Consider the following 20,211-nt stretch of genomic DNA (forward strand, 5'->3'; position numbering starts at 1 on the left):
TTTTTCGTTTTGTATTCGCTGAACAGAGAGATCAGTTTTGCGCGCGTTTTGCTTCCTGCGCCACCGTGTGTGGAGGCTGTGGCGTCAGCACGCGTTCCAGCACTTCGGCTTCCAGCTCCGCCAGTCGCGCAGAACCTTTACGACGCGGACGTGGCAAATCAACCGTTAAATCCATGCCAATCTGCCCCTGATCGATAAGGATCACACGGTCAGCGACGGTCACCGCTTCACTGACATCGTGCGTCACCAGCAGCACGGTGAAATCATGCTGCTGCCACAAACGCTCGATCAGGCTTTGCATCTCGATGCGCGTCAGGGCATCCAGTGCGCCCAGCGGTTCATCCAGTAACAGCAGGCGAGGGCGGTGGATTAATGCACGCGCTAGTGCCACGCGTTGTTTCTGTCCGCCGGATAATGCTGACGGCCAGTCGTCGGCACGATCTGCCAGCCCGACTTCTTCCAGTGCAGCTTGTGCGGCTTCACGCCACTGGCCTTTCAGGCCCAATCCCACGTTATCAATCACCTTTTTCCACGGCAGCAGGCGGTCATCCTGAAACATGAGACGCGTATCTTCGCGCACCTGACTCAGCGGTGCGCTGGCGCTGAGCAGTTCGCCCTGAGTGGTTTTTTCCAGCCCGGCCAGCAAACGCAGCAGGGTACTTTTGCCACAACCGCTGCGCCCGACGACGGCTACAAACTGGCCGGGCGGAATGCGCAGATTGATATCGTTCAGCACGGCGCGGTTACCGTATTTTTTGGTGATGCCGGACAGTGTCACCGGCGTGCCTTGCGGAATACGTGCGGGGGCGTTCATGCGGCATCTCCTTGTTTTTTCTGATATGCAGGGTGCCAGCGCAGCCAGACACTTTCCAGCAGGCGGGCAAGGACATCGGCCAGTTTGCCAAGAATGGCGTAAAGCACGATGGCGACAACCACGACGTCAGTTTGTAAAAACTCGCGGGCATTCATCGCCAGATAACCAATCCCGGAGTTGGCGGAAATGGTTTCGGCCACAATCAACGTCAGCCACATGAACCCCAGCGCAAATCGTACGCCGACCATAATTGATGGCAACGCGCCCGGTAATACCACCTGAATAAACAGCGGGAAACCGGAAAGCCCGTAACTGCGCGACATTTCAAGCAGACCGCGGTCGATATTGCGGATGCCGTGGTAAGTGTTGAGATAAATCGGGAACAACGTTCCCAGCGCCACCAGGAAGATCTTGGCGGATTCATCAATGCCGAACCACAGGATTACCAGCGGGATCAGCGCCAGATGCGGAATGTTTCGTAGCATTTGCAGAGAACTGTCGAGCAGACGTTCGCCCCAGCGGGAAAGCCCGGTAATAAAGCCGAGAAGCAAGCCGAGACTGCCGCCGATAGCGAAACCAATCAGAGCGCGGAAGGTACTGATTTTCAGGTTCTGCCACAGCTCGCCACTCTTCGCCAGTGTCCAGAAGGCTTCCACCACTGCGCTGGGAGCGGGCAGAATGCGGTTGGATAACCAGCCCGCTTCGACAGCCAGCTGCCAGCCACAGATCAGAACCACCGGCACTACCCAGGGAGCAGCGCGGTTCAGCCAGCGTTGTGTCGTTGTCATCGGTATTCTCCTCAGTGCTGACTGGCGGTGCGTTTGGTCGCAAAGTCATGAGCGACCAGCTCGCCACGCGGCAAAATGGCTTTCTTCACAGTATTGTCATCTTCCGGTTTCGCCAGTTCCAGATGCGGGAACAGCAGTTCGCTGACGCGGTACGCTTCTTCCAGATGCGGATAACCGGAGAAAATAAAGGTATCAATGCCCAGATCAGCATATTCCTGCATACGCGCGGCGACGGTCGGGCCATCGCCCACCAGCGCTGTCCCGGCTCCGGTGCGTACCAGACCAATGCCGGCCCAGAGATTCGGGCTGATTTCCAGCTTGTTGCGGTCGCCGCCGTGCAATGCCGCCATACGATGCTGGCCGACAGAGTCGGTTTTAGCGAAAGCCGCCTGCGCGCGTTGAATAGTTTCATCATCCACGTTGGCGATAAGTTTGTCGGCAGCACGCCAGGCTTCCTCGTTGGTTTCACGCACAATCACGTGCAGACGAATGCCGAAACGCACGGTGCGGCCTTGTGCGGCAGCTTTGGCACGCACCTGTTCAATTTTCTCTTTCACTAACGCCGGAGGTTCGCCCCAGGTCAGATAAAGTTCCACCTGCTCGGCGGCGAGATCCTGCGCTTCGTCGGAAGAACCACCGAAATACAGCGGCGGGCGGGGGTATTGAACCGGTGGATGCATCAGGCTCGCGCCTTTGACCTGAATGTGTTTGCCTTCGTAATCGACGGTTTCGCCTTCCAGAACACGACGCCAGATACGCGTAAATTCCGCCGACGCTTCATAACGTTCTTTATGATTGAGGTGTAAACCTTCAGCCGCCAGTTCAGCCGGATCGCCACCGGTCACCAGATTAAACAGTGCACGACCGCCGGAAAGCCGGTCGAGTGTTGCTGCCTGACGGGCTGCCAGTGTCGGAGAAATAATGCCGGGACGCAGCGCCACCAGGAATTTCAGACGTTGTGTGACAGAAATCAGGGAAGCCGCTACCAGCCATGAGTCCTCGCATGAACGACCCGTTGGCAGTAGCACGCCGCCAAAACCTAAACGGTCAGCCGCTTGCGCGATCTGCTGAAGATAGCCGTGATCGACCACGCGGGCACCTTCTTCTGTGCCTAAATAGCGGCCGTCGCCGTGGGTAGGTAAAAACCAGAATACGTTCAGACTCATCGTTGTGTTCCTCTCAAAGTGTGCGATTCGTTACTGCTCAGCGGCGGCTAAATGGATGTTCAGTTAGCTTGTACGGCTGGTTTCCAGATGCGGTCTTTAATTTCAACCGGCTTTGGCAAAATATGGTTCTGATAGAACAAATCGGCGGTTTGCTGCTGGCGCTTTTCTGTTTCCGCACTGACCGGCGTGATAGGCATATCCGGCAGATGATCCAGATAAGAGGCGACCACTTTTTCCGGTAACCCCATCGACTGAGAAAGCAGTTTGATACTTTGTTCACGGTCAGTTTTGGTCAGCGCATTCGCCTGCGTTAACACTTCCAGAACCTGACTGATGAACTGAGGATTGGCCTCGGTGTATTTTTTCGGTGCCAGATAGAAGGAGCCCGTCTGGTGGAGCGTCGAGCCGTCGGTCAGAACGCGCACATCACCCTGAACTTGCGCGGCCGAATAATACGGATCCCAGATAGCCCAGGCATCCACATCATGTTGCTGGAATGCGGCCCGTGCATCGGCAGGGGTCAGATAGACCGGCTGGATATCGCTGAATTTCAGGCCCGCCTGTTGCAGGGCACGCAACAGCAGGTTGTGCGAACTGGAGCCTTTCTGGAAAGCGACTTTATGACCTTTGAGATCTGCGACGGTTTTGATCGGACTCTTGCTGTCGACCAGAATCACTTCTGCTTTCGGTTTCGGGGGTTCAGAGCCGATATACAACAAATCTGCCCCCGCTGCCTGCGCGAACAACGGCGGCAAATCACCGGTACCGCCCAGATCAATACTTCCGACGTTCAGCGCTTCAAGAATTTGCGGCCCGGCAGGGAATTCTACCCAGCTTATTTTTGTGTCCGGGAAACGTTTTTCCAGTAACTGGTGTGATTTCGCCAGCACCAGTCCGACAGATCCTTTCTGATAGGCAATACGTAATTGCGCCGGATCCTTTTCCTGAGCCGTTGCGGTGCCGCTCAGGAAAAGGCTGGTCAGCAGGCTGGCCACAACCGGGATACGGCGTAATAAAGAGAAAGAAGCAGGCATGATTAATTCCTTTTAAAGTCAGACACGCAGTGCTTGCGCAGAAAGGGATGCAACAGACGGAAGCTGTGGACGGCGGCGGCTCAGCGCCAGGTAGAAGTTTTCCAGAGATTCGATCAAACGCTCTTCCAGTGCGGGGGCCAGCTTCGCAGGGAACGTCTGATAATCGGTGATCAGGCTGTCATCTGCGAAAACGCCCTGCAAAACTTCCTGTGCTTTCAGCGAGGCGAGTACCGGTTTTAGGGCGTAATCGACGGCCAGCATATGGCCGATAGATCCGGCTGTAGCCAGTGGCAACACCACTTTATGGTCGAGCGCGCGTTCTGGCAGTAAATCGAGCAGGGTTTTCAGTGCGCCGGAAAAAGACGCCTTATACACTGGTGTGGCGACGATCAGGCCATCAGCACTCGCCAGTTCAGCATTCAGTTGCTTGAGTTGCGGGCTGCCAAAATTAGCGAAAAGCAGATCGTCTGCTGAAAAATCCTGAATATTGTAGGTAAAGACTTCAACGCCACGGCTCGCCAGCCACTGGTGGCTGAGTGCCAGCAGGGAAGAGGAGCGGGAGGGTTGTCGCGGACTGCCTGCCAGAGTCACTACACGCATTTGCTTATTCCTTATAACAATCTGTTATAGAACTATCATTTTTCTTAACGAAGTGAGGTAAACCTAGCAGGCAGAGGCGGCGCAGCGGAAATCTCAATTTTGGCTATGGAAAGTTTCAAATCAGATAAAGCACGTGTCGGGTGTGCTGTGGGGCGATGGGGGGAAAGGAAATAAAAGTGAATTAAAGGTAACAAAAAGGTAATCGTTTGCGCAGCGAAGCAATTATTTGGTCAATATGCCGGTTATCATTTCCAATTGTCCGGCGCTTAGTCAATAATACCGCCCCGTCTAGCCACCGGGAATCCAGGAGTCTCCATGTATTATCCTCTTGTCAGGAAAGCACTGTTTCAGCTCGATCCAGAGCGCGCCCACGAGTTAACCTTTCGTCAGTTGAGCCGCATTTCCGGCACCCCGTTTGAATTCTTGATCCGCCAGTCAGTGCCCACCAAACCGGTAAACTGCATGGGATTATCCTTTAAGAACCCTTTGGGACTGGCCGCAGGCCTGGATAAAGACGGCGAATGTATTGATGCGCTGGGCGCAATGGGCTTTGGATTTATTGAAGTCGGTACTGTGACCCCGCGTGCGCAGGCCGGTAATGATAAGCCGCGTTTATTCCGTATTGTGGAAGCTGAAGGCCTGATTAACCGCATGGGTTTCAATAACCATGGCGTGGATAATCTGGTGAATAATGTCAAAAAATCACATTTTGGCGGCATTCTGGGGATTAATATTGGCAAGAATAAAGATACGCCTGTTGAGCACGGCGCAGACGATTATCTGACCTGTATGGAAAAAGTATATCCGTACGCCGGTTATATCGCGGTGAATATTTCATCACCTAACACGCCGGGATTACGTTCACTGCAATACGGTGAAGCGCTGGATGATTTGCTGGCAGCGATTAAGAATAAGCAGCTTGAGTTACAGCAACGCCATCAGAAATATGTGCCTGTTGCGGTGAAGATCGCACCGGATCTTTCTGAGGAAGAATTGATCCAAATAGCCGACAGTTTAGTGCGCCATAATATGGATGGCGTGATTGCGACCAATACCACACTCGATCGTAAACTGGTTCAGGGGCTAAATTATTGCGAACAGGTTGGTGGTCTGAGCGGGCGCCCGTTGCAGCTGCGCAGCACAGAAATTATCCGTATGCTCTCTCATGAATTACAAGGGCGTCTGCCGGTTATTGGTGTTGGCGGTATTGATTCATTAACGGCGGCCCGTGAGAAAATGGCCGCAGGCGCTTCCTTAATTCAAATCTATTCCGGCTTTATCTTTAAAGGTCCGGGTCTGATCAAAGATATTGTTACCCATATCTAATATTTTTCATCCTGAAGACGAGTCAGGGGTTTATTTATTAACCCGGCTCGTCTATATTTTGTCCACTGACCGTAATTCAGGCTCAGGATTTGTCTGATATCGTTTCGTTACTGAAAAATATATTCTTACAGATTAGCCGGTAATGAAGTCAGGCAGAGGGCATGAGGGTAAACAGGATGACGAAATGAAAATTAAACCAGATGATAATTGGCGTTGGTATTTTGATACAGAACATGACCGGCTTATGCTGGACCTCGCCAATGGCATGATTTTCCGTTCCCGTTTTCCCGCCAAAATGTTAACTCCTGATGCTTTCGGAAATATGTCATTTTGTGTCGATGATGCGGCGCTGTATTTTGATTTTGAAGAACAGTGCAAACATATTCGTCTCGCAGCTGAACAACGCGCTGAATTAGTTCTGAATGCCTTAGTCGCTTATCGTTTTTTAAAACCGCTGATGCCGAAGAGCTGGCATTTCAGTCAGCAGATGCGTCCTTTCCAGCCTGCTAATGGTCAGCTTGCTCAGGTGCAGGTGATGGAAAGCGGTGAACAGGCGACATTACTGGTGGTGGAATCCGGTGATAATGCCAGTCTGTGCCTGCTGGCGCAGGAACGGCTGACGGTCGCAGGGCGCGGCATGGTGCTGGGGGATGCTATTAAAGTGATGCATGACCGGCTAATGCCAGCAGCATTCCGCGTTGACAGGGATGATGTTTACGATCAGGCAGTTTAGTTTCCTGCCTGATCCTCATTAAATACACCTCTAGCCGAGCACGATATCCGTAGCCGGAATACAACTACACGCTAATATCGTTCCATCTTTTCCCACTGCACTCTCTTTCAGCGGTGCCACTTTTCCTTCTTTCAATATCATCCTGCACGCGCCACAAATTCCTGCACGACAGGAATAGGGGATACGTAATCCCTGCAATTCCAGCTGCTCGAGCAAAATCTGCTGATTGTTGCCGGTAAACTGCGTTCCCTGATAATTAATGCTGACGTCCTGCGCGGTGCTTTTTGGCGCTTCCACATTTTCAATGATATCGCCCGCGCAGTAAGGCCGTGGTGGCCTGGTTGCCAGCACCTGAACGCTGTCGCCTGCGCGGATCACGCCGCTGTTGCGGGCAATCATGTTCTGACCGAAATCGACATCGCCGTCGCTGGCGGTACGATAACCCTGCAATGTTTTCAACGGTTCGCCACGCGGATGTTTGCGACCTTTTTCGATACTGACTGTGGTAAAAATACAGCGGCTGCAAGGTTTCACCAGATCGAAAATCACTTCCCCGATGCGGATCGTCTGCCAGCTGTCTTCGGCATAGGCTTGTGCGCCGCTGACCACGATGTTCGGCCTGAATTGCTCAATCCTGACACCGCCCGGACAGCGGCGCTGTAAATCCTGCATTGAGGCTTCATTGATCAGCAGATACGGGAATCCGTCAGCAAACGACAGCGGCACTTCCGGATGTTTTTTTACCCGGCGCGTCGGTTCATCGCCAACCCAGCGCAGTTGAACGTCACGCTTTAAATAGCCACTTAACCAGCGATTTACGGGTTCCGGCGCGATGAGTGAGGTAAACTGATTGCCCCAGACTTCCGTCGGCGAGTGAACGCCTGCGAAATCACGAAATTTGACTGTGATGCTTTCGCCTTCGGGCGCGGAGATCATCAGACCATCGGGCAACAAAACCGGCGTGAACAGAACGAGGTTCGGATACTGGCGGGCTGTAATGAACATGCCTTGCGGATCGGTAATCATAAACTGGCGATCGAACGCCAGGCCGGTTGCTGTCACCAGCGAGTATGAAACCTGCAGGCCGCGCATGGATTTGACCGGGTGAACAAATAAACGTGAAAGAATGGGCACTGAAGACTGCCTCTCAGAGTGTAAAGTCTTAAGAAGAACCAGAGACTTTATGACAAGAGGCGGGGATTAGCTATAATGCGCAACAATTTTATTTTTGGTGATATGTCGATATGAACTCTTTGTTTGCCAGCACGGCGCGTGGACTGGAAGAACTGTTAAAAAGCGAACTGGAAACGCTGGGTGCGCAAGCCTGTAAAGTTGTGCAGGGAGGGGTGCATTTTGAAGGTGACGATCGCCTGCTGTACCGCAGCTTATTGTGGAGCCGTCTGGCTTCGCGCATCCTGTTGCCGCTGAACGAATTCAAAGTTCACAGCGATCTGGATCTTTATCTTGGCGTGATGGCGATCGACTGGCCGGCCGTTTTTGGCGTGGAAAAAACCTTCGCTGTGCATTTCAGCGGCCTGAATGACGAAATCCGTAACAGCCAGTACGGTGCACTGAAAGTGAAGGACGCCATCGTCGACAGCTTTACCCGCAAAATGGACGAACGTCCGAATGTGGCGAAACAGCAGCCCGACATCCGCGTAAACGTCTTCCTGCAACGTGATACCGCCAGCGTCGCGCTGGATCTCAGCGGCGAAGGCCTGCATCAGCGCGGCTACCGCGATCTGACCGGTCAGGCGCCGCTGAAAGAAAACCTGGCAGCAGCGATTGTAATGCGCTCCGGCTGGCAGGCGGGCACACCGATGGTCGATCCGATGTGTGGTTCCGGGACATTGCTGATTGAAGCGGCAATGATCGCTGCCGATCGCGCGCCGGGCTTACATCGTCAGCACTGGGGCTTTACCGGCTGGAATAAATTTGACGCTGAACTGTGGCGCGAACTGACCGCAGAAGCGCAGGTTCGTACCCGCCGTGCGGTGCAGGAAACCACGTCCCGTTTCTTCGGTTCTGATATCGACCGTCGCGTGATTGAGATGGCGCGTGCGAACGCCCGTCGCGCTGGTGTTGCGGAACTGATCAGCTTTGAAGCCTCAGAAGTTGGGAAACTGGTGAATCCGCTGCCGGAAGGCCCGGTGGGTACGGTCATCAGCAACCCGCCATACGGCGAGCGTCTGGAAAGCGAACCGGCATTGATTGCGCTGCATAACATGCTCGGCCGCATCATGAAGACCAAATTTGGTGGCTGGCAGTTGTCGCTGTTCAGTGCGTCACCGGAATTGCTGAGCTGCCTGCAACTGCGTGCTGAGCGCCAGTTCAAAGCTAAAAACGGCCCGCTGGAATGTGTGCAGAAAAACTATCAGCTGGCAGAAAACCCGACGGGTGCGGCCGGTACGCAAATGGCGGAAGATTACGCTAACCGCCTGCGTAAAAACGTCAAAAAACTGGAAAAATGGGCCAAACAGCAGGGCATTGAATGCTATCGCCTGTATGATGCCGATTTGCCGGATTATAACGTTGCGGTTGACCGCTATGGCAGCAAAGTGGTGGTGCAGGAATATGCGCCGCCAAAAACGGTTGATGCACAAAAAGCCCGTCAGCGCTTGTTTGACGTGATAAACGCCACCCTGTCTGTACTGGATATTTCATCCAGCCAGTTGATCCTGAAAACCCGTGAGCGCCAGAAAGGCACCAGTCAGTACGAGAAACTGGCGCAGAAAGGTGAGTTCCTGCTGGTTGAGGAATTCAACGCTAAACTGTGGGTTAACCTGACGGATTATCTCGATACCGGCTTGTTCCTTGATCACCGCATCGCCCGCAAAATGCTGGGTGAAATGAGCAAAGGTAAAGACTTCCTTAACCTGTTTGCTTACACCGGTACCGCCAGTGTTCATGCTGGCCTGGGCGGCGCGCGCAGCACGACCACGGTAGATATGTCCCGCACATATCTGGAATGGGCGGAAAAGAACCTGCGTGCCAACGATCTGACCGGCCGCCAGCATCGACTTATCCAGGCGGATTGCCTGTCTTATCTGGGCATGTGTGACGAACAGTTTGATGTGATCTTTATCGATCCACCGACGTTCTCCAACTCGAAACGTATGGCCGAAAGTTTTGACGTACAGCGTGATCATCTGGCTCTGATGAAAGATCTGAAACGCATTTTACGTCGCAACGGCACCATTATGTTCTCCAACAACAAGCGCGGTTTCCAGATGGATCTCGACGGACTGAGTAAACTGGGGCTGAGCGCGAAAGAAATCACCAGCCAAACCCTGTCACAGGATTTCGCCCGTAATCGTCAGATTCATAACTGCTGGCTGCTGTCCCATGCCGGCGAGGAAAAATAAAGTTTATGTCGTTAATTAGTATGTCAGGTGCCTGGCTGTCATTCAGTGACTCGCCGCTGTTGGATAACACCGAATTACACATCGAGCCGAATGAGCGTGTCTGTCTGGTTGGCCGTAACGGTGCCGGTAAATCGACGCTGATGATGATCCTGAACCGCGAAGTGCCGCTCGATGACGGGCGTATCGTGTATGAGCAGGATTTGATTGTTGCGCGTCTGCAACAGGATCCGCCGCGCAATGTCGAAGGTACGGTGTTTGATTTCGTCTCCGAAGGTGTGTTCGAGCAGGCTGAACATCTGAAGGCGTATCACGCGATTTCGCATCTGGTTGAAACCGACCCGAGCGAAAAGAACATGAACAAACTGGCTCAGGTGATGGAGATCCTCGATCATCAGGGCCTGTGGCAGCTCGACAGCCGTATCAACGAAGTATTGCTGAAGCTGGGTCTGGATGCAGATACAGAGCTGAAATCCCTGTCCGGCGGCTGGCTGCGTAAAGCGGCGCTGGGCCGTGCTCTGGTCAGCGCGCCTCATATTCTGCTGCTCGATGAACCGACGAACCATCTGGATATCGAAAGTATCGCGTGGCTGGAAGATTTCCTGAAGGAATTCCAGGGCAGCATTATCTTCATTTCCCATGACCGTTCTTTCATCCGCAATATGGCGACGCGCATTGTCGATCTTGATCGCGGCAAACTGGTGTCTTATCCAGGTAATTACGAAGCCTATCTGCTGGCAAAAGAAGAAGCCTTACGCGTTGAAGAACTGCAGAACGCCGAGTTTGATAAAAAACTGGCGCAGGAAGAAGTGTGGATCCGTCAGGGTATCAAAGCCCGCCGTACCCGCAACGAAGGCCGCGTACGCGCTCTGAAAGCCCTGCGTAAAGAGCGTTCCGATCGCCGGGAAGTGATGGGCACCGCCAAAATGCAGGTGGTCGAAGCCGCGAGTTCAGGCAAGATTGTCTTTGAAATGGAAGACGTTTATTACAGCATTGCCGGAAAACAACTGGTGAGCAACTTCTCTGCGCAAGTCATGCGTGGTGATAAAATTGCGCTGATTGGCCCGAACGGTTGTGGTAAAACGACGTTGCTGAAACTGATGTTAAGTAAAATTCAGGCAGACAGCGGCCGTGTTCACTGCGGTACTAAACTGGAAGTGGCGTACTTCGACCAGCACCGTGCTGAGCTGGATCCTGAGCGTACGGTGATGGATAACCTGGCCGAAGGTAAGCAGGAAGTGATGGTCAATGGCCGTGCACGCCATGTACTGGGCTACCTGCAGGATTTCCTGTTCCACCCGAAACGTGCCATGACACCGGTAAAAGCGCTGTCAGGTGGCGAACGTAACCGCCTTCTGCTGGCAAAATTATTCCTGCGCCCAAGCAACCTGTTGATCCTCGATGAACCGACCAACGACCTGGATGTGGAAACTCTTGAACTCCTGGAAGAGATGATCGACAGCTATCAGGGCACGGTACTGCTGGTGAGTCATGATCGTGAATTCGTTGATAACTCGGCAACCGAATGCTGGATTTATGAAGGCGATGGCGTGATCAACAGCTATGTCGGTGGTTACCATGATGCACAGCATCAGCGCCGCAACCAGAAGCCAATCCGTCAGGCGGTGACCACGGAAAATAAACCCGCTGCACAACCTAAAGCAGAACCGGCCAAACGCACCGCGAATAAGCTCAGCTATAATCAGCAACGTGAGCTGGAACAATTGCCTTCGCAAATCAGCACTCTGGAAGAAAAAATCAGTGCCTTGCAACAGCAAATGAGCGATGCGAATTTCTTCACCCTTCCTCATGAAGAAACGCAGCAGGTGCTCACCGCTTTCGCTGCCGCAGAGCTTGAGTTAGAGCAGGCGTTTGAACGTTGGGAAGCGCTGGAAGCGCAGAAGAACGCTTAACACTGCCTCATGATTGGCAACCGGATAAAGGGAAGGCCGGTTGCCGATATTCGTAGTCTTTCCGCTGTTGAGGAGTCGATAGTGTGTTCTGACGCCCATGATCATGACCCGCACATATTATGTCCCCAATGCGATATGCTGGTGGCAATACCCGGCCTGCACATCGGGCAAAAAGCGGTGTGTCCCCGTTGCCACACTACGCTAACCTCCCGCTGGAATGAGCCTCGAAGACGTCCTGTCGGTTATGCCATCAGTGCGTTGTTCATGCTGTTGCTGGCCAATCTCTTTCCTTTCGTCAATATGAATGTTGCCGGGCTGAGCAGCGAAGTCACGCTGGTGCAAATCCCTCAGGTTCTGGTTTCAGAAGACTATGCCAGCATGGCGTCGTTATTCATGATCGTGGTGCAACTGCTCCCGGCCATCTGCATGCTGTCCATTATCATCCTCTGCCAGAGTTTCAATATTCCCGTTCGCTGGAAAGTTGTCATTGCCCGGACCTTATTCCAACTGAAAGCCTGGTGTATGGTCGAGATTTTCCTTGCCGGGGTACTGGTCAGCTTCGTGAAACTCATGGCTTATGGCGACGTGGGCGTGGGCAGCAGTTTTTATCCCTATGTCCTGTTTTGCCTTCTGCAATTGCGTGCCTTTCAATGCACTGACCGTCTTTGGATATGGCAGCACATCGAACCTGCTCCGGCGGTAGATCAGCCACTGCGCATGGGAGAAAGCGGTCTGCGTCAGGGTCTGCGATCCTGTCATTGCTGCATGGCAATTTTACCGGTTGATCAGAAAGAATGCGGCCGTTGCAAAACCCATGGTCATGCACGGCGTAAAAATAGTCTGCAATGGACAATGGCTCTGCTGGTGACCTCCGTTCTGCTGTATATCCCGGCAAATCTGTTGCCTATCATGATCACTCAGGTACTGGGTAATCCGATACCGTCTACGATTATGGCCGGGGTGGCGCTGTTATGGAGCGAAGGTTCCTATCCCGTGGCTCTGGTTATTTTGATCGCCAGTATTATGGTACCGACGCTCAAAATGATCGCTATTGGCTGGCTATGCTGGGATGCGAACAGTAATAAAGAGATCGACAGGGAACGATTACATGTCATTTACGAGGTGGTTGAGTTCGTTGGCCGCTGGTCAATGATCGACGTGTTTGTTATTGCGGTACTGGCGGCGCTGGTGAGAATGGGGCAACTGATGAGTATTTATCCGGATATTGGCGCGCTGCTGTTCGCCGGCGTAGTTATCCTCACCATGTTTGCCGCAACGACATTTGACCCAAGGCTCATTTGGGATCGTGCTGGAATGAAGTCTACAAAGGAGCCACAAGATGGCGGGAAATAACATGGCAGAGCATGACGGAACTGCCAAAGTAGAGAAAATTAAACGCTGGTCGCCAGTGTGGATCGTACCGATCGTCACTGCGCTGATTGGCGCGTGGATCCTGTTTTATCACTACAGCCATCAGGGCCCGGAAGTCACGCTGATCACTACCACTGCTGAGGGTATCGAAGGTGGCAAAACCACCATCAAAAGCCGTAACGTCGATGTCGGTAAAGTAGAGTCCGTTACGCTTAGCGATGATTTACAACAAGTTATCATCAAAGCACGACTGAACACCGGCATGGAAAAAATGCTGCGCGGGGACTCTGTTTTTTGGGTAGTGAAACCGCAAATCGGACGTGAAGGCATCTCCGGTCTGGGCACATTATTGTCCGGCGCTTATATTCAGCTGCAGCCGGGTAACAAGGGGGGAGAAAAATCAGAATATAAACTGGATGACTCCCCCCCGCTGGCTTCACCTGATGCGAAAGGGATCCGCGTGAGTCTGGAAAGTGAGCGTTCCGGTCAGCTGAGTCCAGGCGACCCGGTGTTGTTCCGGGGTTTCCAGGTCGGTACGGTGGAAACCAGTCACTTTGATCCGAAAGCACGTAACATCAAATACCAGCTTTTCATCCGTGCGCCTTACGACACACTGGTAACTGATAACGTGCGTTTCTGGAAAGACAGCGGCGTGAACTTCGATATGTCTGCCGCCGGTATGCGTGTCGAAATGGGGTCACTGACCACGTTATTTAGTGGTGGTGTCAGCTTTGATATTCCGAATGGCTGGACGCAGGGCAACGAAGCCAAAAATGGTGACAGTTATAAGCTCTTTGATGATCAGAAAAGCATTCAGGAATCGCTGTATACCCGTCACACGGATTACGTGATGTTCTTCTCGGATTCTATTCGCGGTCTGCAACCTGGCGCACCTGTTGAATTCCGTGGTATTCGTCTGGGTACTGTGGCCGAAGTGCCTTATCCGATGAATGTGGTGAAACAGCAGATGTCGGACGATTATCGTATTCCTGTGCTGATCCGCATTGAACCCGATCGCTTCGTTCAACTGCTGGGCAGTAATTTCAATATTGAAGATCATATCCGTGACGGTATTGCTCAGGGTCTGCGTGCTTCGATGAAATCCGCCAACCTGTTAACAGGGGCGATGTATATCGATCTGGATTTCTATCCGAATGAAAAACCGTGGAAAGGGCCGCTGGAAATTGGCGGGCATAAATTGTTGCCGACGGTGAGCGGAGGCTTTGCACAGATTCAGCAAAAACTGATGACAACCCTCGATAAGATCAACAATTTGCCAATCGAACCGATGATGCGCGAAGCGACAAGTACGCTGGCTGAAAGTCAGAGGACGATGAAGTCAACGCAGAAAACGATTGAGTCTCTGAACGCGATTGTCAGCAGTAAAGAGATGAAAAATCTGCCTCAGGATATGCAGCAGACGCTGATTCAGTTGAACCGCAGCCTGAAAGGCTTCCAGCCTGGTTCGCCAGCGTACGGCAATCTGGTCGGCGATATGCAGAGTCTGGATAAAACCCTGCGTGAGCTGCAACCGGTATTGAAAACGCTGAATCAGAAAAGTAACGCACTGATTTTCGCTGCCCCAGGGCAAGATGATCCTCAGCCGAAGAAGGCCAAATAATGATGAAATGGATACCTGTCGTCTTAGCATTATTCCTGACTGCCTGTAGCAGCAGTGATCAGAAAACCTACTACCAGTTGCCTGTGCTGAGCAGCACCGTAACAACAGGTAGCGTGATGTCTGCAGGTGCCGTACAGCGGCATCTGTGGGTTGAGCGGGTGAGTGTTGCTGATTATCTGGCAGGGTCAGGGCTGGTATATCAGACCAATGATGTGCAGTACACGCTGACCCAGAATAATCTCTGGGCCAGTCCGTTGGATCAGCAACTACAGCAAGCACTGGTCACCTATTTACGCCGGGACTTGCCGGGCTCGCTGGTTTCCACTCAGGCGGCGAATACCGACGATCAGGATGTGCTGAACGTTAATGTCACCGGTTTCCATGGCCGCTATGACGGTATTGTGATCGTCAGTGGCAGCTGGAGCCTGACACGCAACGGGCAGATGATTCAGCGTGATTTCACCCTGAATCTCAAGCAAAACGAAGATGGTTATGACGCGCTGGTCAGAACGTTGGCTACCGGCTGGCAGCAAGAAGCGGGCCAGATTGCTGCGCAGATAAGATGACGTTTTTTTAAGCTTAATATTTTTTAAGTTAAAGATAAAAAATCCCGGTTTCTGACCTGACAGACACCGGGATTTTTTTATGGGGATCAGCCAGATGAGGGATTAACTGGCGCGATTATTTTGTGCACAATCCAATAATATAGCTCACGAATGTGACATTGGCGTGAATTTTGCGCATTGACCTCTCCTCATATTGCAGCTATTTGTTAGATGTGGACGCAGAAGCGGGCCACTGTTTTCTTTCCACCTGACCTGAATAATGAGGGATACAAGGCATGAAGAGACAAAAACGCGATCGCCTGGAACGGGCACAATCACGTGGATATCAAGCAGGTATTGGCGGACGCTCAAAAGAGATTTGTCCGTACCAATCATTAGATGCCCGATCACACTGGCTCGGGGGTTGGCGACAAGCCATGGAGGACAGGGCTGTTACCGCTTAAGCGGCTACCCTGTCAGAATAAGGAACAACCTCCGCTGTGCGCGGAGGTTTTTGTTTGTGGCAAATACCATCCCTGTTCGCTGAAAAACACGCATAAAAAACGGCGAGCCCATCAGACTCACCGTTTTATCAGACTCAGCAACAGGCTCTCTTAGAAAGCAGCCGCGTCTTTGAACAAACCCACTTTCAGATCAGTTGCGGTGTAAATCACCACACCATCAACCAGCACTTCACCATCAGCTACGCCCATGATCAGTTTACGGTTGATAACACGTTTGAAATTCAGGCGGTAGGTGACCAGTTTTGCGGTTGGCAGAACCTGACCAGTGAATTTAACTTCACCCACACCCAGTGCGCGGCCTTTGCCTTCGCCACCGAGCCAGCCCAGATAGAAGCCCACTAACTGCCACATGGCATCCAGACCCAGACAACCAGGCATTACCGGATCGCCAATAAAGTGACAACCAAAGAACCACAGATCAGGGTTGATATCTAATTCAGCTTCAACATAGCCTTTGCCATGGGTGCCGCCGTCTTCTTGCATCTTAACGATACGATCCATCATCAGCATATTGCCTGATGGTAACGGAGGGCCACCAGCGCCGAACAGTTCACTGCGGCCAGAAGCTATGAGGTCTTCTTTCGTATAGGAATCGCGTTTATCTACCATGTTCTATGTAAGCCTTATTTTAATGAAGGGCGAAGTTTAGCGAACAGCTGTAAGCTGAACAACTCCGATCAGCTGCGATTGAACCAGTTCAACCAGCGAAGAGGCCACGGATAACGCGGGCTGCCTTGCGATGTCGCCAGCGCAATACGCTGCTGAATTAATCCCAGCAGACTCGGACGCTCTTCTTCAGCTTCTTCTTCGTTTGTGTAAATCAATCCGGTCAGGATAGGTAGCGCTTCGGCTGCGTTATCAACTGCCCATAAATGAAACTGGCCTTCGCGAACGGCGTCCAGAACCTGCTGATGCAGGCACAGGTTGCGCACGTTGCTGGTTGGCAGAATGACCCCTTGTTTACCGGTCAAACCGCGACGTTGACAAACTTCGAAGAAACCTTCGATTTTCTCGTTTACGCCACCAATAGGTTGCACATTCCCAAACTGATCGACAGAGCCGGTGACCGCAATTTGCTGGTTGATCGGCTGCATCGACAACGCACTGATCAGTGCGCAGAGTTCAGCAAGTGAAGCGCTGTCGCCGTCCACTTCTCCGTAAGACTGCTCAAATACAATCGAGGCGGAAAAGGGCAGAGGCTGGTCGAGTTCTAACTCGGAAATCAGAAAGGCCTGCATAATCATCATGCCTTTGGCATGCAGATTACCACCTAACTCGGCTTTACGTTCGACGTCTGTAAATTCGCCGTCGCCGGCATGTACGACACAACTAATTCGGGAAGGTTCACCCAACGCTCGCGGATGCCCCGGATATTCCAGTACAGACAGGCCATTAATCTGCCCGACAACTTCGCCTTCTGTTTCAATGCGAATTTGTCCAAGTTCGATTTCATCCTGCATACGCTCCTGGAGATAACTCTCACGCCATGCACGTGCACCGGATGCCGCTTCAAGAGACTTAACGCTCAGCAACTCGTCTTCATTATAGAGTGCAGCTTCGCTAAGTTGGGTGTTAAGCCATACCGGATCGAGTGTCAGACTGCCCTGATCGGTGCTGTGACGAATGGCCATTTTCAGAAACTCGGGCCATGCATCAGCGGCCAGGCGTGGGATCTCAAGCTCATCAGCCAGCGTATTGACATAACCACACCAGGTTTCCATATCGCTTTCTTCCGTCAGCGGCAGGTCGGCTTCAAATTCACCATAAATGGAAGAATCCACCAACTCTGGCTCCATATCACTGAGGTCACCAAGCGATAAGCGGTCACCGACCAGAATCAGGCGAATATCCAAAGGCATCGGAGGGACTGTCACAGGTAAAGGTGTCGTCTCATCTGGTGAGACCCAATGATATTGACCTTCGGTGATCATCTGTTTCAGACGCAACCACATCAGAGGCTGCGCAATGAGGGTACGGATGGAAAGTACCAGCACACCGCCATTCACCTGGTGTACCAATCCCGGCTCCAGCTGGATCTGGTCTTTGTAAATGCGCACGCACCCGAACAGCTGTTCAGGTTCAACCCATTCACGATACTGGCAGGTCGATTTCGCCGCGAATGCATCTTCCGCTGTCTTCGCCGCCAGCAGCGTTACCTTATTGCCTTCAATATGGTAACGATTACCCGTGACTTCCGCCGGTTCAGGTAGTAAGTCGCTGACCACCTGCGTAATGCGTGACAAGTATTCGCGATTTTCCTGCGCCTTGAGCGTCATAAAACGCACACGTGAGCGGGGATGACAAAACAGCGTTAAACCATTTTCCAGCCGGGGCTGAATTCCTGCAAAATCGACAGGGGCTAACTGGGCAGCCGTTGCAAAGATTGCCTCGTAAGGCGCGGAGTCGGGCAGTAAAAGCTGCCAGTCAAGTCGGTTATTGGTCAATGTGTTAGCTGTTTTCTATAAAAAGGGAAAGTGCGATTATACAAGAATAAATCCGGCTGCATACAATGAGAGTCGTAGCGGAATTGGTCTTAGTGCACATTGCTGTACAGGTGGGCAAAAAACAACCAAAATAAGCGGTTTTATTTGGGGTGAAAATTGAATTAAAGCTGTTATGCTTAGTAAAGTTACGTGGTCACCGAAGAGTTCACGATGAAATATCAGCAACTGGAAAATCTCGAAAGTGGTTGGAAATGGAAGTATCTGGTGAAAAAACACCGGGAAGGTGAGCGGATCACCCGCCATTTGGAAAACAGCGCTGCCCAGGAATCCGTGAATCAACTTCTCAACCTGGAAAACGAGCCGGTCAAAGTGTCAGACTGGATTGTTAATAATATGAATCCGGCGCTGGAAAATCGTCTTAAGCAAACGATTCGTGCACGCCGTAAGCGTCACTTCAATGCCGAGCATCAGCACACTCGCAAAAAATCTATCGATTTAGAATTTCTGGTTTGGCAGCGTTTAGCGGGATTGGCACAAAGGCGTGGTGTCACGCTTTCTGACACGATCATTCAACTGCTTGAAGATGCCGAGCGTAAAGAGAAATACGCGAATCAGATGTCTTCATTGAAAGAAGATTTAGAACAAATACTCGGCAAGAAAGATATTGGATAGATTTGCTTTCGCGTCTCAGGGAGTCAGCTATTTGCTCTGACCGAAGGCATAAAAAAAACCCCGCCATGGCGGGGTTTTTAGTATCTGTAGCAAAAGCTAAAGCGTGTTATTAAGCCTGTGGCTGAGTAACAGTATCTTTGTAGCCTTTAACTTCGATTTCTACACGACGGTCTGGTGCCAGGCAGTCGATCAGAGCAGCACGGCCTTTAACGGAGTCACAGGTAGAACCGGTAACTGGGTTAGATTTACCTTGGCCTTGTGCAGAGATCTTGTTAGCAGGGATACCTTTAGATACCAGGTAATCTACTACGCTCTGAGCACGTTGCTCAGACAGTTTCTGGTTGTATTGTTCTGAACCGATACGGTCGGTGTAACCCAGAACGATAACAGAACCGTCTTTAGGATCGATAGAGCTCAACTGGCTGTACAGCTGATCCAGAGCCTGTTGGCCTTCTGGTTTCAGAGTCGCTTTGTTGAAGTTGAAGAGAACGTCAGATTTCAGAGTGAATTTCTTAGTCTCTACAACTGGAGCTGGAGCTGGTGCTGGAGCAACAACTGGAGCAGCTGCTTCATCTTGACCGAAACGGTAAGAAACACCTACAGACAGCATTGCGTTATCAGGACGTGCACCAACGGTAGCCGCGTCACCAATGTTGTTAACCCACTGGTAATCCAGACGGGTAGCCCAGTTTTTGGTTACTGCGTATTCAACACCAACTGCTGCCAGTGGAGAAACACCAGTGTCATGATCACTTACGCGACCATTAGCACCGTTGTTGAAGTTACCTTTAGCATCTGCACGCCAAACCATACCACCCAGACGGGTGTACAGGTCCAGATCGTCAGTCAGCGGGTAGCTCAGTTTAGCAGCCAGCTGAACGCCTTGTGCTTTGAACGCGCCGTTATTTACGCTGCCTTTGTAAGGCATACGGCCAAGCCAGTCATATCCCATTTCAAAGCCCAGGTATTGGTTCGCTTGGTAACCCAAGAACGCACCTGCACCCAGTTGGCTTTCGTGGGTAGGGCCGTTGCCGATACCGTTGTAAGCGTTTGCGAAACCAGTGTCATGGTATTGGGACCAGCCCAATTTACCACCGGTATACCAGGTGTTATCTTTAGGGGCGGCTTGCGCTACGGTAGCGAAACCTGCCAGTGCCACTGCTAATGCGATAGCTGTCTTTTTCATTTTGCGCCTCGTTATCATCCAAATAGGCAATTGAGCTTTAAGCTTTTTAAGCCCTTGGTTAAAATCCTTACGCCAAGATTATTGCTTCATTTCAGAACTTGCCACTTTACGT

Annotated in this window: 18 protein-coding genes; 9 read left to right on the forward strand and 9 right to left on the reverse strand. The window is 51.9% G+C overall.

Annotation, left to right across the window (positions count from 1 at the left end; translation table 11 throughout):
- Positions 1-31: 31 nt before the first annotated feature.
- The 5 genes from ssuB to ssuE are packed head-to-tail and all read right to left on the reverse strand — an operon-like array spanning position 32 to position 4,402.
- Positions 32-814: an aliphatic sulfonates ABC transporter ATP-binding protein gene (gene ssuB / locus GW591_RS03045; RefSeq protein WP_013574858.1), complete on the reverse strand. Its 783-nt coding sequence runs from the start codon at positions 812-814 to the stop codon at positions 32-34.
- Positions 811-1,602 (reverse strand): aliphatic sulfonate ABC transporter permease SsuC, encoded by a 792-nt coding sequence (ssuC, locus tag GW591_RS03050; protein ID WP_166860071.1) that lies wholly within the window; start codon positions 1,600-1,602, stop codon positions 811-813. Before ssuC ends, ssuB begins: the two co-directional genes overlap by 4 nt.
- A gap of 11 nt (positions 1,603-1,613) precedes the next feature.
- Positions 1,614-2,768 (reverse strand): FMNH2-dependent alkanesulfonate monooxygenase, encoded by a 1,155-nt coding sequence (gene ssuD, locus GW591_RS03055; protein WP_037036006.1) that lies wholly within the window; start codon positions 2,766-2,768, stop codon positions 1,614-1,616.
- Between the two features lie 59 nt (positions 2,769-2,827).
- On the reverse strand, positions 2,828-3,802 hold the full coding sequence (locus GW591_RS03060; RefSeq protein ID WP_013574861.1) for a sulfonate ABC transporter substrate-binding protein: 975 nt from the start codon (positions 3,800-3,802) through the stop codon (positions 2,828-2,830).
- Positions 3,803-3,820: 18 nt separating this feature from the next.
- The gene (gene ssuE, locus GW591_RS03065) at positions 3,821-4,402 is read right to left on the reverse strand and encodes an NADPH-dependent FMN reductase (protein WP_013574862.1); all 582 of its coding nucleotides are present in this window, start codon (positions 4,400-4,402) and stop codon (positions 3,821-3,823) included.
- A 315-nt stretch (positions 4,403-4,717) separates the two neighbouring features.
- On the opposite strand from ssuE, the gene pyrD reads away from it, so the two are divergent.
- Positions 4,718-5,728 carry a quinone-dependent dihydroorotate dehydrogenase gene (gene pyrD, locus GW591_RS03070; RefSeq protein ID WP_013574863.1) on the forward strand — a complete coding sequence of 337 codons (1,011 nt, stop codon included), beginning with the start codon at positions 4,718-4,720 and terminating at the stop codon, positions 5,726-5,728.
- A gap of 184 nt (positions 5,729-5,912) precedes the next feature.
- Positions 5,913-6,461 carry a cell division protein ZapC gene (locus tag GW591_RS03075; protein WP_013574864.1) on the forward strand — a complete coding sequence of 183 codons (549 nt, stop codon included), beginning with the start codon at positions 5,913-5,915 and terminating at the stop codon, positions 6,459-6,461.
- Between the two features lie 30 nt (positions 6,462-6,491).
- Here the strand turns inward: GW591_RS03075 and GW591_RS03080 are convergent, their stop codons facing one another.
- Positions 6,492-7,595, reverse strand: a complete 1,104-nt coding sequence (locus tag GW591_RS03080; protein ID WP_112197637.1) for a YcbX family protein — start codon at positions 7,593-7,595, stop codon at positions 6,492-6,494.
- A 110-nt stretch (positions 7,596-7,705) separates the two neighbouring features.
- On the opposite strand from GW591_RS03080, the gene rlmKL reads away from it, so the two are divergent.
- The 6 genes from rlmKL (at position 7,706) to rmf (ending at position 15,737) form a co-directional block, all read left to right on the forward strand.
- The gene (rlmKL, locus tag GW591_RS03085) at positions 7,706-9,826 is read left to right on the forward strand and encodes a bifunctional 23S rRNA (guanine(2069)-N(7))-methyltransferase RlmK/23S rRNA (guanine(2445)-N(2))-methyltransferase RlmL (protein ID WP_013574866.1); all 2,121 of its coding nucleotides are present in this window, start codon (positions 7,706-7,708) and stop codon (positions 9,824-9,826) included.
- 5 nt (positions 9,827-9,831) lie between these two features.
- The gene (locus GW591_RS03090) at positions 9,832-11,736 is read left to right on the forward strand and encodes an ABC transporter ATP-binding protein (RefSeq protein WP_166860074.1); all 1,905 of its coding nucleotides are present in this window, start codon (positions 9,832-9,834) and stop codon (positions 11,734-11,736) included.
- 78 nt (positions 11,737-11,814) lie between these two features.
- Positions 11,815-13,089 carry a membrane integrity-associated transporter subunit PqiA gene (pqiA, locus tag GW591_RS03095; RefSeq protein ID WP_369794817.1) on the forward strand — a complete coding sequence of 425 codons (1,275 nt, stop codon included), beginning with the start codon at positions 11,815-11,817 and terminating at the stop codon, positions 13,087-13,089.
- Positions 13,076-14,728, forward strand: coding sequence for an intermembrane transport protein PqiB (gene pqiB / locus GW591_RS03100; protein ID WP_112197638.1), 1,653 nt, complete (start codon positions 13,076-13,078; stop codon positions 14,726-14,728). Before pqiA ends, pqiB begins: the two co-directional genes overlap by 14 nt.
- On the forward strand, positions 14,728-15,294 hold the full coding sequence (gene pqiC / locus GW591_RS03105) for a membrane integrity-associated transporter subunit PqiC (protein WP_013574870.1): 567 nt from the start codon (positions 14,728-14,730) through the stop codon (positions 15,292-15,294). Before pqiB ends, pqiC begins: the two co-directional genes overlap by 1 nt.
- Before the next feature lie 275 nt (positions 15,295-15,569).
- Positions 15,570-15,737, forward strand: coding sequence for a ribosome modulation factor (rmf, locus tag GW591_RS03110; protein ID WP_013574871.1), 168 nt, complete (start codon positions 15,570-15,572; stop codon positions 15,735-15,737).
- Positions 15,738-15,887: 150 nt separating this feature from the next.
- On the opposite strand, the gene fabA is transcribed toward rmf, so the two are convergent.
- Together fabA and GW591_RS03120 are read right to left on the reverse strand one after the other, a co-directional pair.
- Positions 15,888-16,406: a bifunctional 3-hydroxydecanoyl-ACP dehydratase/trans-2-decenoyl-ACP isomerase gene (gene fabA / locus GW591_RS03115; RefSeq protein ID WP_119261438.1), complete on the reverse strand. Its 519-nt coding sequence runs from the start codon at positions 16,404-16,406 to the stop codon at positions 15,888-15,890.
- A gap of 68 nt (positions 16,407-16,474) precedes the next feature.
- The gene (locus GW591_RS03120) at positions 16,475-18,241 is read right to left on the reverse strand and encodes an AAA family ATPase (RefSeq protein WP_121019477.1); all 1,767 of its coding nucleotides are present in this window, start codon (positions 18,239-18,241) and stop codon (positions 16,475-16,477) included.
- 210 nt (positions 18,242-18,451) lie between these two features.
- Here GW591_RS03120 and matP point away from each other — a divergent pair, with 210 nt between their 5' ends.
- Positions 18,452-18,913 carry a macrodomain Ter protein MatP gene (gene matP, locus GW591_RS03125; RefSeq protein WP_037035996.1) on the forward strand — a complete coding sequence of 154 codons (462 nt, stop codon included), beginning with the start codon at positions 18,452-18,454 and terminating at the stop codon, positions 18,911-18,913.
- A gap of 109 nt (positions 18,914-19,022) precedes the next feature.
- Here the strand turns inward: matP and ompA are convergent, their stop codons facing one another.
- Positions 19,023-20,099, reverse strand: a complete 1,077-nt coding sequence (gene ompA, locus GW591_RS03130; RefSeq protein WP_013574875.1) for a porin OmpA — start codon at positions 20,097-20,099, stop codon at positions 19,023-19,025.
- Positions 20,100-20,211 lie beyond the last annotated feature (112 nt).

The sequence above is a fragment of the Rahnella aceris genome, assembly GCF_011684115.1.
Lineage (GTDB): Bacteria > Pseudomonadota > Gammaproteobacteria > Enterobacterales > Enterobacteriaceae > Rahnella > Rahnella aceris.

What these genes read in the sequence shown, in the direction of transcription:
- pqiB (WP_112197638.1), top strand. Translation starts at nt 13,076, where the DNA reads ATGGCGGGAAATAACATGGCAGAGCATGACGGAACTGCCAAAGTAGAG.
- ssuB (WP_013574858.1), bottom strand. Translation starts at nt 814, where the DNA reads ATGAACGCCCCCGCACGTATTCCGCAAGGCACGCCGGTGACACTGTCC.
- rlmKL (WP_013574866.1), top strand. Translation starts at nt 7,706, where the DNA reads ATGAACTCTTTGTTTGCCAGCACGGCGCGTGGACTGGAAGAACTGTTA.
- rmf (WP_013574871.1), top strand. Translation starts at nt 15,570, where the DNA reads ATGAAGAGACAAAAACGCGATCGCCTGGAACGGGCACAATCACGTGGA.
- ompA (WP_013574875.1), bottom strand. Translation starts at nt 20,099, where the DNA reads ATGAAAAAGACAGCTATCGCATTAGCAGTGGCACTGGCAGGTTTCGCT.
- pyrD (WP_013574863.1), top strand. Translation starts at nt 4,718, where the DNA reads ATGTATTATCCTCTTGTCAGGAAAGCACTGTTTCAGCTCGATCCAGAG.
- GW591_RS03075 (WP_013574864.1), top strand. Translation starts at nt 5,913, where the DNA reads ATGAAAATTAAACCAGATGATAATTGGCGTTGGTATTTTGATACAGAA.
- ssuC (WP_166860071.1), bottom strand. Translation starts at nt 1,602, where the DNA reads ATGACAACGACACAACGCTGGCTGAACCGCGCTGCTCCCTGGGTAGTG.
- fabA (WP_119261438.1), bottom strand. Translation starts at nt 16,406, where the DNA reads ATGGTAGATAAACGCGATTCCTATACGAAAGAAGACCTCATAGCTTCT.
- GW591_RS03060 (WP_013574861.1), bottom strand. Translation starts at nt 3,802, where the DNA reads ATGCCTGCTTCTTTCTCTTTATTACGCCGTATCCCGGTTGTGGCCAGC.
- GW591_RS03090 (WP_166860074.1), top strand. Translation starts at nt 9,832, where the DNA reads ATGTCGTTAATTAGTATGTCAGGTGCCTGGCTGTCATTCAGTGACTCG.
- pqiC (WP_013574870.1), top strand. Translation starts at nt 14,728, where the DNA reads ATGATGAAATGGATACCTGTCGTCTTAGCATTATTCCTGACTGCCTGT.
- matP (WP_037035996.1), top strand. Translation starts at nt 18,452, where the DNA reads ATGAAATATCAGCAACTGGAAAATCTCGAAAGTGGTTGGAAATGGAAG.
- ssuE (WP_013574862.1), bottom strand. Translation starts at nt 4,402, where the DNA reads ATGCGTGTAGTGACTCTGGCAGGCAGTCCGCGACAACCCTCCCGCTCC.
- ssuD (WP_037036006.1), bottom strand. Translation starts at nt 2,768, where the DNA reads ATGAGTCTGAACGTATTCTGGTTTTTACCTACCCACGGCGACGGCCGC.